Genomic DNA, 13,225 nt, shown 5'->3' on the forward strand with positions numbered 1-13,225 from the left:
AATTAAGTATAATGGGAAAAAAATGAAGATTTATTTATTATTAAATAAAAATTGTAAAATTTTTATTTTATTTTTACTTTTAATATTTAATTCAAAATTGGCATATTCTCAAAGGCTAATCAGAATTGGCAAAGAAGAAATGAAAAACAAAAATTATATTCAGGCAATCGAAACACTAAGCGATGCTATTAAAAAATATCCAAAAGTACAACTCGGCTATTACTTTTTATCAATAGCATACAGAGAAAATAACCAACTAACAGAAGCAGAAGGAGCCTTGCTTGATGGAATTGCAGTAGGAGGTGAAATCGATTACATACTATATTATGAATTAGGTAACATAATGTTTAACAGAGGAGAAGGCTACTATCCTCTAGCAATAAAATATTATTCTAATTCTATTAAAAGCAAACCCAATTATGACAGCGCTCTGCTAAACAGAGCTAATGCCTATGTTCAACAGGGCAAAATAACATCTAAAGAAAAAGAATATCAAAAGGCTTGGGACTCATATACTATGGCCATCCACGACTATTCACAATTTATTACCCTTAGATCAAAAACAGAAAAAAAAGACAGCATTTTGCTTATAATAAGCTATTTAAGAAACGAAAAAATTAATCTTGAAAAACTTGATAAAAGTTTAAAGGGACGAGCCGATCATATTGTATACGCAAAAGAAGATAAAAATCAAATACTTAAAGATAGTTTTAAAGACACCCTGGAAACAAATTCTTTAATTGAACTAGAAAAACTTAATTGGCAAGAGGAGTTATACATAGATGAATAAAAAACATACAAATTTTTCGGTATTATTGCTTTTAATTTTCTTACTTATTTTATCATTCGGCGGCTTTGGTTACTATATATATCAAAGCAAATTAAATGATAAAAATCGAGAAATAATGCTAAACGAAGTTAAAAATAGTGTAATAGATCGAAACTATAAAAAAGCATATTCTGTTGCAAAACTTCTGCAAGACAAATACCCGCAAAATGAGGACATTGAAATGCTTACAAATACACTAGCAGAAATTGCAAACAGTAGTCCTTTTGAATCAAACGATTTACAAAAAGATTCTGCAAATCAAATACTAGATAAGATTAAAGGTCAAGACAATGCAAAAACAAATGTAAACGAAAATTTTGATATAGCATTTAATAATAGATACATTAAAGACAGTACAATAACAGAAAACTACTCTGACAGAAACGATGATTTTGGCATTGAAGATGAAGACATATCTGAATTTAAAAAAAGCAAAATCCCAGAAAAAATAAACTCAAATACAAAGCCAAAAGAAGAAGATCAAACAATACAATCCCCAAATCCCAAATTAAACGCTAATGATCAAAAAAATTTTTTTAATTTGGAAAAACTAAAAAAAAATTTAAGTGAAAAATTAAATAACGAAAATATTTTAAACAATTCTCAAAAAATAGAAAATAATAAACAAAACACAAATTCTTCCAAAGAAGAAAATTTAGAGCGTATTTTCAAAACCCCAGACAACAGGAAATATTTAAACAACGATAATGCTACATCTTTAAAAAAAATTTCTTCAAATTCTAAAAAAGAAAGTAATATTCCTCTATCCAGTAAAACAATAATAGAGAAAATTCACAGACCATATAGTTACTTAATAAAAAAAGAGCTCTATGAAATATTAGACGATATTAATACTGGTAGAGTCACACTTGGAAAAAACAGATTAAAAGAATTAATTAAAAAAGGTTTAAGTGACAAATTTCAAAAAGTAAATGAGTTGATTGAAAGTCTAAAACATAAAGAAGCCTCTAATTTACTATTAACCTTGATAAAAAAAGATATTGAACCAAATTTAATTAATATACCAAAAGATCCTTACAAAAAAAACATTTTTCAATTAAACAAAGAAGACAAGAAAATACAACACCTAGAAGACCTTAAATCTAAGGTTTATTCTATAAAACCTATTGATCTTGAAAATCCAAAAACCCGTCAGCAAGTCATTAAAGATCTAAATGAATTCTTGACAATCAGTCCCAATGACACACATGCCTCTAAAACTTTAGCTCAAGCTAATAAAATACAATACTTAGAAGACCTTAAATCTAAGGTTTATTCAATAAAACCTTTTGATCTTGAAAATCCAAAAACCCGTCAGCAAGTCATTAAAGATCTAAATGAATTCTTGACAATCAGTCCCAATGACACACATGCCTCTAAAACTTTAGCTCAAGCTAATAAAATACAATACTTAGAAGACCTTAAATCTAAGGTTTATTCAATAAAACCTTTTGATCTTGAAAATCCAAAAACCCGTCAGCAAGTCATTAAAGATCTAAATGAATTCTTGACAATCAGTCCCAATGACATCCATGCCTCTAAAACTTTAGCTCAAGCTAATAAAATACAGAACTTAGAAGACCTTAAATCTAAGGTTTATTCAATAAAACCTTTTGATCTTGAAAATCCAAAAACCCGTCAGCAAGTCATTAAAGATCTAAATGAATTCTTGACAATCAATCCCAATGACGCACATGCCTCTAAAACTTTAGCTCAAGCTAATAAAATACAGCACTTAGAAGACCTTAAATCTAAAGTTTATTCAATAAAACCTATTGATCTTGAAAATCCAAAAACCCGTCAGCAAGCCATTAAAGATCTAAATGAATTCTTGACAATCAATCCCAATGACGCACATGCCTCTAAAACTTTAGCTCAAGCCTATGAAAATAATGGAGATTTACTAAAAGCAGAAAATGTATATGAAAAAATTACTAAACTCGCAAATACCAAAGAAGATTACTATAAACTTGGAATCATTAGATTCAAGCTTAAAAAGTTTGAACACTCAATAGAATCATTTGATCAAACAATAAGACTCGACCCAAAACATAAAAAAGCACATAATAACAAAGGAATAGCTTTAATGATGCTAAATCAAAACAAAAAAGCAATAGAATCTTTTGAAAAAGCAATACAAATTGATAAAAATTATGACACTGCCTACTACCAAAAAGGAATAGCAGAAGAAAAAAATGGGGATATGCAACAAGCATTTGAAAGCTTCAAAAATGCCTACAATCTCAACAAAAAACTCAATTACGCACTAAAAGCTGGAATAGTATCAAACAATTTAGGCAATTTCAAAAACAGTGAAGAGTATTTGGGTTTTTTTAACGACAATACAAAAAATCCTAACGAAATTGCTATTTATAACCTATCAATAGCAAAATTTGAGAACAATAAATTTGAAGAATCTCTTGAAACAATAAATAAGGCTATCAATTTAAATCCAGAAAAAATTGAATATTTATATTTAAAAGCATCTATAAATCTTAAAAACAAAAATTACCAAAATGCTATATCACTTTACAACTTAGTAATTGCAAAAAACCCTGAAAATACTTCAGCCTATATAAACCTAGCAAAAGCATACGAAAAATTAGGAAATAAGACTCAAGCAATTTCAACTCTTGAAAAGATAATAAACAAAAACAATAAATTAGCCTTAAACAATCTTGGAATACTTTACAAAAAAGAAAAAAAATATCAAAAAGCAATTGAAATTTTTGAAAAAGCAATAATCAATTCAGATATTGAAGCAAAATATAATCTTGCAACAACTCTAATTGAAATTAATGATAACGCAAGAGCTAAAGACCTTCTAAAGGAATATACAAAATTAAAACCAAACAATCCAGAAGCCCTACATGCGCTCGGAATAATAGAATATAATGAGAATAATAATGATCAAACATTAAGAGAGCTTGTTAAAAAATTTCCAAATTACAAAAAAAATGAAAATATTAAAAAAATCATAGGAATATAAATTTCAATGAACAAAATAAGATTCTTAGATAAATACTTAGTTCAAAAAATAGCAGCCGGAGAATCAATAGACAGGCCATGTTCAATATTAAGAGAATTGCTAGACAATTCAATAGATTCTGGAGCTACTAAAATTGAGGTCTTTCTTGAAGAAGGGGGAATTCACAAAATTTTAATAATAGATAATGGAAGCGGAATAAGTCAAGAAGATCTAAAAATCTGCTATCTACCACACACTACTTCAAAAATATCCTCAGAAGAAGATTTAAGAAAAATAGAAACTCTAGGATTTAGAGGAGAAGCTCTATCTAGTATTGCAATTTGCTCCAATATTTCAATAACAAGCTCAACAACTGGCAATGAAAGCTATCAAATAGAGGTAGAAAATGGAATTGAAAAATGCTTTAAAAAACAACCGGCCATAAACGGAACAATAGTAGATGTTACAAAAATATTCCACAACTTTCCAGCAAGAAAAAGATTTCTAAAACAAGAACCCATTGAAACAAAAATGTGTTTAAAAGTTTTAGAAGAAAAAATAATAACCCATCCCGAAATCAATTTTGAAATTAATTTAAATCAAAAATTAAGAAAAATTTACTTTAAAGAATCATTAATTGATAGAGTACAAAATGTATATGGAAATGTAATAGACAATAACAAATTTAGGATCTTAAAAAAAGAACATGAAAATATAAAATTAGAAATATTTTTAGCACCAGCTAATTTTTCTAAAAAAAGCAAAAGACATATTAAAACATTTGTCAACAGAAGACCTATTGATCAAAAAGATCTCTTAGAAGCAATACTTAATGGACACAGTAGAATACTTTCCCCAGGTAACTTCCCAATATGTTATTTATTTTTAGAAATAAACCCTGAATATATTGACTTTAATGTCCATCCTCAAAAAAAAGAAGTAAGATTTTTCAATCTTCCTTTTTTATTTAAACTAATCTCTGACAATATAAATAATTTTTTCAATAAAGACATAAATAACTACAACGACATAATAATAAAAAGACAATTAACAGAAGATCATAATTTAATAGAAATGATGAGTCAACCAGAAAACTTTAATAAAACTGACACATATGACGTTCCACAAAACAAAAATTTAGAAACAGAAGATAATATAAACGAACCAAACAAAAACATAATACAAAACGATATTAACCTTATAAGGTATAATTCAATCATACAAAACAGACCATCACTTAAGGAAAACATTACAAACATTTTCTCTGACAACTTTTTAGAATTTGAAGAGCTGACAAACAAACCTGAAAAAGAAGAAATAAAATTCAACTACATTGGGCAAGTATTATCTGAATTTTTGATTGTTGAAAAAGTAAATGAAATTTACTTCATAGACCAACATGCAGTTCACGAAAAAATAATATATGAACAACTTAGAAATTCAAAAAAAACTGTTCAAAAGCTTTTAATACCAATTGAATTCACAATAGCTGATAAAAACACAGAAGAAATTGTAGATAGTGAAATAGAAGAATACAAAAAAATGGATATTATAATCTCTAAAATAGGCCCTAGAAAATATCAACTTGAATCTATTCCTAACATTTGCAATCAATATGAAAATACTCTTATTCACTTTTTTCAATCAAGAAGAAGTAGAACAATAAATTCTCTTGAATCTGATTTATATGCAACTATTGCCTGCAGAAAAGCTGTTAAAACAAATGACATATTAAGTGTTGAATTTAGCAAATTCTTAATAAATGAATTTTTTAAACTAGAAATCAAACATTGTCCTCATGGACGAAAAATTTATTATAAAATATCTAAATTTGAGCTTGAAAAAAAAGTTGACAGAGCATAAAATAAAGCGGGGTTCCCATGATAAAAAAAATCAAATCAGAAATCAGCTCATTAAAACTAGAAAAAGAAAAAAGTTTAATTGAACTTGGAAAAATATTAAAAAATAATAATATAGTAGAATTAAAAAATTTAAATCACTATCCTAATCTAAAATTAGCAGAAAAAGAATTGTACCAAATGACAAGCAATTTAAGTAAATCAGAAGAAAATGAAAACACATTAAAAAATTTAAACAAAAAAATTTCTATTCTTAAAACAGAATATAAATCTGTCAGCAAATTATATAAAATAAAACTTAAAGAAATTGCTAAAACAATAATCAAAATTTATCCTCAAAATTTAGAATTAATATCAAAATACAATATGAATTTTTCTAAATTGAAACTTGAAAAATATAAAAAAATAGAATTAGCAAGTGATTTTAAAACAAAAAATTCTTTACAAAAAGTAATACTTAAAGTCACCTCAACAATAAACAACATTATAAATATGATAAATGTATATAAAATATCAAAAGAATTCGAAAAACAAATATTAACAAAATATTACCTTTCTGAAAACTTGGAAAGCATAATAAATGAATTTTCATTAAATAAAAAATTAAATAATGCAATTATTAAAGAATTTAAAATAATAAATGAAATCAAAACAAATATAAAAAACATAAAAGAAGAAATAAAACAAATAATATATATAAGTAAAAAAGAAAAAACATACAAAAAAAATCAAATTAAAAATGAAATTAATGTTATTATAAAAAATAAAGAAAATATTTTAAAAAAAATTGCTGAAGAATTTATTGAAACCACAAAAAAAGATAAAATTACAGCTAACAACAATGCAATCAGCTTGGCAATCCAAAAAATAGAAAAAATAAACCAAAAAATATTAAACTTGGGTAATGATTTAATAAAAATAACAAAACAGGAAGAAATAAAAAACATTCAACAAAAAATGCAAGTTCTAGCAAAAGAAAAAGATAAAATTAATAACAAATTAGATGCATTAACTTCTAAAATAGAAGTTATTCAAAATGAACTTGACAATGAATAAAAAATAAATATAATAAATTAAAGCTAAGGGCCCATAGCTCAGTTGGTTAGAGCACCCGACTCATAATCGGTAGGTCCCAGGTTCAAGTCCTGGTGGGCCCAATTTGATCTTTTTAATTGACCTTAAAAAAAAGATTTGAATTTTTTTCAACATAATAAAAACTTATGTAATTATCCAATGTTTTATCAATCTCTAAGGCATCCATTGAATCAATTTTAGCAACCGAAGATGCGGGATATAGCTTATCTTTATAAGTTTTAATAAAAAATACTTTAGAATTACTTAACTTATTTAACATTGCCATATCTTTAGACTTATATACATAATTGTGAACATCATCTAAATCATATTTTGACATACCCAAAGAAACAACAAGCTCTCTACTGTAAACCCTCATGCCCTTATCAAAAAGACGAACACACGAAGTAAAATCTTCAAAAGTTTCATCAAAAAAATTAAACCTCAAATCTCTACAATATAGAATATCCTTGCCAAGACTAGAATCAATAAAGAAAGAGCTATAATTATTATTAATCACTTGAATAAACTCATTGGTGTTTTTATTATCTATTGATAATTTAAAAACATCTTTTGGATTGAGAACTTTAATTGCAAAATCGAAACTCATAAAATAATCTAAACGATTCTCAGTAAAATAATAATTTAACTTATAATCAAGTTCTTTTATCTCTGGATAATTTATTTCGCAAGAACAAACAACACAACAAAAAAACAATATTGATTTAACTTTTAATCCGCTCTGCATACTCTTTAGTTTCAGAATTAACTAAAACCTTATCTCCAACGTTAATAAAAAGTGGAGCTTTTATTACAAGCCCTGTATTAAGAGTAATATTTTTCATTGCGTTCGTTACAGTATCGCCTTTAACAGCTGCTTCAACCTCTACAACTTCAAAAGCAATCTTTGGAGCCAACTTAATATCAATAACCACATTGTCAAACATTATAAGAGAATATATTTCCGACTCCTGCAAAAAAGGCACCTTATCTTGGAAATTAGCACTTTCCTTTAAGTCTAAACTAATCTGATCATAAGTTTCTAAATCCATGAAAACCAAAACGTCTTTGTCTTTGTATAAATACTGAGCACTAACCTCATAAATTTCAATTGCTTCTGCAGTATCTGCCCCTTTTAAAGTTTCTCTAATGACAAATTTGTTTTTTAAGTTCTTAAGCTTTAACCTTACTATTGCCCCTCCCCTACCTGTTTTTGAAAATTCTCTTTCAAGAACAATGTGGGGAGTCCCCTTGATAAGTAAAAAAGAACCTTTTTCAATCTCACCAGATTTCACTACCGCCATTTAAATACCTCACAAAACTTAACATACAAATCTAGTAGTAATTTATACCAAAAAATTAAAATATTTGCTATTATTCCCCAATTACAACTTAATCAATAAAGTTAATTTATAATTGACTTATTTTTAATTAATGCTATTATATACTTAAACAAAGGAGTTTACTTGATGAAAAAATTTGTTATCTTAATTTTTATGCTATCAACAAGTTTATTATACAACTGTAAAAATCAAGACAATGAAAAAATTGTATCAATTGGGGGATCTACAACTGTAAGTCCAATACTAGACGAAATGATTTTAAGATACAATAAAATAAAAAATAATACTAAAGTAACATACGATGCACAAGGAAGTAGTGTTGGCATAAACGGGCTATTTAACAAAATATATAAAATAGCAATATCATCAAGAGATTTGACACAAGAAGAAATTGAACAAGGGGCAAAAGAAACTGTATTCGCTTATGATGCTTTGATTTTCATCACAAGTCCTGAAATAAAAATTACAAATATTACAGAAGAAAATTTAGCTAAAATATTAAATGGAAAAATTCAAAATTGGAAACAAGTGGGAGGTCCTGATGCTAAAATCAACTTCATTAATCGAGATTCTTCCTCTGGTTCTTATTCGTCTATAAAAGACCTACTTCTTAATAAAATATTTAAAACTCACAAAGAATCTCAATTTAGACAAGACGGAATAGTAGTAAAATCTAATGGAGAAGTAATTGAAAAAACAAGCCTTACTCCACACTCAATAGGATATATAGGTCTTGGATACGCAAAAAATTCAATAGAAAAAGGTTTAAATATACTTTCTATAAACAGCACATACCCTACAAAAGAAACAATAAATAGCAATAAATACACCATTAAAAGAAATTTAATAATAGTTACAAATAATAAATACGAGGATAAAAGCGTAACTCAATTTATTGATTTTATGACAAGCTCAACCGGACAAGATATCGTTGAAGAACAAGGTTTTTTAGGGATACAAACATAATTAAATCTAAGAAAAGGATACTTGACTTGCTATTAAGTCAAGTAATACAATATAACACTGAGATGAGCTTTAAGGGATTCTTTTAAAAAATGCATCTAAGCTTAAAGACAAAAAGAAAGATAATTGGAATTATTTTCAAATCTTTTATTCTTATATCTGCAATAGTCAGCTCCCTATCAATAATGTTTTTAGGTGCGTTTATATTAAAAACTGGAATAACACCATTCATTAATAACAAAATTAAAATTTTCAACTTTTTATTTAGCACAAATTGGGATCCTACTAGTAATCTACAAAAATCTTACGGCATCTTATCATTCATTATTAATTCCTTTTTAACTACACTTTTTTCTATTTTAATCGCTTTGCCAATTGGATTGGGATTTGCAATATATCTGCTTGAAAAAGCAAAAGGATTTTATCGAAAATTTTTACAAACAGTAATAGAGCTTTTGGCAGGAATCCCTAGTGTGGTTTATGGATTTTTTGGAAGCACATTTATTGCCGCTTTAGTAAAAAACATTTTTCAAAGAGAAGACAATTTGGGATATAATTTAATAAGCTCATCACTCATATTAAGCATAATGATAGTTCCCACAATAATTAGCGTTTGCTATTCATCACTTAAAGCCGTTCCCAAATCATATAAATTTGCATCTCTTGCATTAGCAGCAACAGACTGGCAAACAATATATAAAATAACAATACCATCGGCTAGTCGAGGCATTTTGGCGGGAACAATATTAGCAATAGGAAGAGCTATTGGAGAAACAGTAGCGGTATTAATGGTCGGAGGGGGCTCTCCTCTTTTTATAAAAAATGTATTTTCTCCCATTAGAACGCTAACTGTAAATATTGCTATGGACATGGGATACGCCTCAGGAGCACACAGAGAAGCTCTTTTCTCTACAGCTCTAGTGTTATTGTTATTTTCAATAATTACAAATTTACTCAAAAATTTTATACTATCTTCAAATAAAAGGTTAAAGCAAAAGTGACCAAAAAAACTCAAATAAACAAACTGATTAACAGGTTCTATTTCTTTATAATCAATTTTATTGCGTATTTTTTAACAGCGCTATTAATTTTTCTAATAGCGTATATATTGTACAACTCTTTATTTTATTTCAAAAAAAAACAAACTTTATTTTTAAACAAAACTCAAAGTTTTGTGCCATTTAAAACAGAAGACAACAAAGAAATACAAATTGCTTTTATTGTTAATAAAAATATAAATATAGATAAAATCTCAATAGAAGACATTTACAACATATATAACAATAAAATTTCACACTGGGGAAGCATTTCAGATCAAGGAATAGATATTATACCTATTGCCAATTCACTCGATAGTATATCTAACAAAGCTATTCTAAGAACAATAATCAAAAATAATGAATTTAATACAAGGTACATAAAAATTGAACCATCTACCAAAAAAATACTTCAGACCATAAATAGCACAATAGGTTCTATAAGTTATTTAACAAAAGAAGAATTCGAATCCCTAAATTTTAAGCGATATTCTAATATTAAAGCTTTAAAAATAAAAACTATGTCTGTACTAATAAGTAAAAAAACTTTAACAAAAAACGAAAATGAAATAATCAATACACTAGGTGTTGATGAAATTGAAAAACTTATTAAAGGTAAAGAAAAATGGGTTAATTTAATATCAAAAGATATTGAATTAAAAATAATAAAATATTTTGATCAAAAAGAAAAAATAATACAAACTATAGAAAAAACAGAAGGTTCACTAGCAATCGTACCTTGGCATTATTTTCAAAGTATTAAAGCGCCCTTTATTAAAATGCATTACTTTGATAAAAGTAGTCCTTTGAATTTAAATTTTATACTATCTATTCCAAGAGATTCTGGTGCATATGGCGGAATTTCTTACTTAATCTTAAATACTTTTTATGTAATATTACTAACAACTGCTATTTCAATATGCATTGGAATAGGGACTGGAATAATGCTTGCCGAATACACTTCTAACAAAATATTTTACAAAATACTATCTATGAGTGTTGACATACTGTCTTCAATTCCTGCAATAATTTTTGGACTTTTTGGACTAATATTTTTTGTGCCAGTTTTTGGAATGGGAATACTTTCAGGAGCAATAACAAGCTCTTTAATGATATTACCAATGATTGTTAAAACAACCGAAGAAGCATTTAAAACAATCCCAAAATCATACAAGTATGCTTCATTCGCATTAGGAGCAAACAAAACAGAAACTATAATTAAAATTATGGTTCCAGCAGCTATTCCTGGAATACTAACAGGAATAGTTCTTGCAATAGGAAGAGCTTTGGGAGAAACGGCTGTATTGCTTTTTACAATGGGAACAAATTTGGGACTTGCAACAAATTTAAATGAACCATCAAGAACATTAACTGTACACTTACTAATGTTATTTCAAGAAGGACACCTGGATAAGGGATTTGGAACGGCTTCAATACTTGTAATAATGATACTCATAATAAATTTAACATCAAAATTTTTAATAAACAAATTATATAGGATTAAATAAGTGGTAAAAGAAAAAGATAAACCAAAAAATGAAATTATAATAGAAACAAAAAATCTAAATTTATTTTATACAGACTTTAAGGCTTTAAATAAAATAAATATCAAAATACTAAAAAATAGCATTACCGCTTTAATAGGCCCATCTGGCTGCGGTAAATCAACATTCTTAAGAACTCTCAACAGAATGAATGACCTTGTTGAAGGCATTAAAATAGAAGGCAATGTAATATATGAGGGGAAAAACATTTATTCAAATAATTTCGATGTCCTAGAGCTTAGAAGAAAAATAGGAATGGTATTTCAAACTCCTAATCCATTTTTAATGTCTATCTACGATAATATAAGCTATGGCCCGAAAATTCACGGAACAAAAGATAAAAAAACATTAGATGAAATAGTAGAACAATCACTAATAAAATCTGCACTCTGGAACGAGGTCAAAGACAAACTTAATACAAATGCCTTAAGCCTCTCAGGGGGTCAACAACAAAGACTCTGCATTGCAAGAACTCTTGCAATAGAACCAAATGTAATATTAATGGATGAACCTACTTCTGCACTCGATCCAATATCAACAGGAAAAATTGAAGAACTAATAATAAACTTAAAAGAAAGTTACACAATAATCATTGTAACTCACAATATGCAACAAGCCGGTAGAATATCTGACAGAACTGCATTTTTCCTTAATGGATGCATTGAAGAAGAAAGTCCAACTGATGAACTATTCTTCAATCCTAAAAATACTAAAACTGAAGAATATATCAGTGGAAAATTTGGATAATTTTAACCTAATGAAACATCAAGAAACATCATTAATGTAAAACCAATAACACCAAATATACTTGGAACTTTATTATCAATGTCTTTTCTCTTAGCTTCAGGTATTAATTGTTCAATTGACACATAAATCATAGCTCCTGCTGAGAAAGCTAAAGCAAAAGGTAAAATTCGGGTAAAAGAATAAACCGCATAAGCACCCATAAGGCCTCCTACAATTTCAACTAATCCCGACATTTGTCCATAATTAAAACATTTTATCAAAGAAACATTACCTCTTCTTAAAGGTAGAGAAATAGCTGCTCCTTCAGGGATATTTTGAATGCCAATGCCAAGCGTAAGAAGCATGGCCCCAACTAAAGTTTGAATATCTGGATTAGAAGCCAAGGCTCCAAAAGCAACTCCAACAGCCAATCCTTCTGGAAAATTGTGCAAAGTAACAGCAGTAAAGAGTAAAAAATCTTTTTTACCGTGCTTCGTCAAATCTTCATCAATAAAAGTAAGTTTGTCAAGATCTGGAACAAATACATCTACAATATATATAAAAAATGCTCCAACAAGAAATCCAAAAACAGCTGGAATCCAAGTAATGTATCCAAGCTCTTCAGCTCTTTCTATAGCCGGCTGAATAAGAGAAAAAAAACTGGCCGCTATCATAATACCTGCTGAAAAACCAAGCATAGCGTCCATTATTTTATTATCTACCTTCCTAAAGAAAAAAACTGCTCCTGCTCCAAAAGCTGTAGTAAACCAAGTGAAAATAGAACCTAAAAGTCCTAATAGTACAGGATGCAAAGTCAACAAATAATCCAAAATTGAGTTTATCATAAAGCCTCCTATTACAATAAATCAACAAATAATAAAC

Annotated in this window: 11 protein-coding genes and 1 tRNA gene; 9 read left to right on the forward strand and 3 right to left on the reverse strand. The window is 27.6% G+C overall.

The window, feature by feature from the left end; genetic code table 11:
• The first annotated feature begins 22 nt into the window (after positions 1 to 22).
• The 5 genes from BVAVS116_RS01020 to BVAVS116_RS01040 all read left to right on the forward strand — a co-directional run bounded on the left by BVAVS116_RS01020 (position 23) and on the right by BVAVS116_RS01040 (position 6,813).
• Positions 23 to 790 carry a tetratricopeptide repeat protein gene (locus tag BVAVS116_RS01020; RefSeq protein ID WP_006068834.1) on the forward strand — a complete coding sequence of 256 codons (768 nt, stop codon included), beginning with the start codon at positions 23 to 25 and terminating at the stop codon, positions 788 to 790.
• Positions 783 to 3,818: a tetratricopeptide repeat protein gene (locus tag BVAVS116_RS01025; RefSeq protein ID WP_006068815.1), complete on the forward strand. Its 3,036-nt coding sequence runs from the start codon at positions 783 to 785 to the stop codon at positions 3,816 to 3,818. The genes BVAVS116_RS01020 and BVAVS116_RS01025 overlap by 8 nt, the downstream gene beginning before the upstream one ends.
• A 6-nt stretch (positions 3,819 to 3,824) precedes the next feature.
• Positions 3,825 to 5,660 (forward strand): DNA mismatch repair endonuclease MutL, encoded by a 1,836-nt coding sequence (gene mutL, locus BVAVS116_RS01030; RefSeq protein WP_006068305.1) that lies wholly within the window; start codon positions 3,825 to 3,827, stop codon positions 5,658 to 5,660.
• A 17-nt stretch (positions 5,661 to 5,677) separates the two neighbouring features.
• Positions 5,678 to 6,712: a hypothetical protein gene (locus BVAVS116_RS01035; RefSeq protein WP_006068219.1), complete on the forward strand. Its 1,035-nt coding sequence runs from the start codon at positions 5,678 to 5,680 to the stop codon at positions 6,710 to 6,712.
• Between the two features lie 27 nt (positions 6,713 to 6,739).
• A tRNA-Ile gene (locus BVAVS116_RS01040) sits at positions 6,740 to 6,813 on the forward strand.
• Positions 6,814 to 6,824: 11 nt separating this feature from the next.
• Here the strand turns inward: BVAVS116_RS01040 and BVAVS116_RS01045 are convergent.
• Entirely contained in the window at positions 6,825 to 7,478 is a 654-nt protein-coding gene (locus tag BVAVS116_RS01045; protein ID WP_006068530.1) for a hypothetical protein, read from the reverse strand.
• Complete coding sequence (gene efp, locus BVAVS116_RS01050) at positions 7,456 to 8,034, reverse strand: elongation factor P (RefSeq protein ID WP_006068769.1); 579 nt, start codon at positions 8,032 to 8,034, stop codon at positions 7,456 to 7,458. Before efp ends, BVAVS116_RS01045 begins: the two co-directional genes overlap by 23 nt.
• Before the next feature lie 165 nt (positions 8,035 to 8,199).
• On the opposite strand from efp, the gene BVAVS116_RS01055 reads away from it, so the two are divergent.
• From BVAVS116_RS01055 to pstB, 4 genes are all read left to right on the forward strand, one after another.
• On the forward strand, positions 8,200 to 9,039 hold the full coding sequence (locus BVAVS116_RS01055) for an extracellular solute-binding protein (protein WP_006068686.1): 840 nt from the start codon (positions 8,200 to 8,202) through the stop codon (positions 9,037 to 9,039).
• Between the two features lie 89 nt (positions 9,040 to 9,128).
• Positions 9,129 to 10,037 (forward strand): phosphate ABC transporter permease subunit PstC, encoded by a 909-nt coding sequence (gene pstC, locus BVAVS116_RS01060; protein ID WP_006068585.1) that lies wholly within the window; start codon positions 9,129 to 9,131, stop codon positions 10,035 to 10,037.
• A gap of 107 nt (positions 10,038 to 10,144) precedes the next feature.
• The gene (gene pstA / locus BVAVS116_RS01065; protein ID WP_006068266.1) at positions 10,145 to 11,581 is read left to right on the forward strand and encodes a phosphate ABC transporter permease PstA; all 1,437 of its coding nucleotides are present in this window, start codon (positions 10,145 to 10,147) and stop codon (positions 11,579 to 11,581) included.
• Entirely contained in the window at positions 11,582 to 12,364 is a 783-nt protein-coding gene (gene pstB, locus BVAVS116_RS01070; RefSeq protein WP_006068740.1) for a phosphate ABC transporter ATP-binding protein PstB, read from the forward strand.
• A 2-nt stretch (positions 12,365 to 12,366) separates the two neighbouring features.
• On the opposite strand, the gene BVAVS116_RS01075 is transcribed toward pstB, so the two are convergent.
• On the reverse strand, positions 12,367 to 13,188 hold the full coding sequence (locus tag BVAVS116_RS01075; RefSeq protein WP_006068691.1) for a ZIP family metal transporter: 822 nt from the start codon (positions 13,186 to 13,188) through the stop codon (positions 12,367 to 12,369).
• Positions 13,189 to 13,225: the final 37 nt, after the last annotated feature.

The sequence above is a fragment of the Borreliella valaisiana VS116 genome, assembly GCF_000170955.2.
GTDB lineage: Bacteria > Spirochaetota > Spirochaetia > Borreliales > Borreliaceae > Borreliella > Borreliella valaisiana.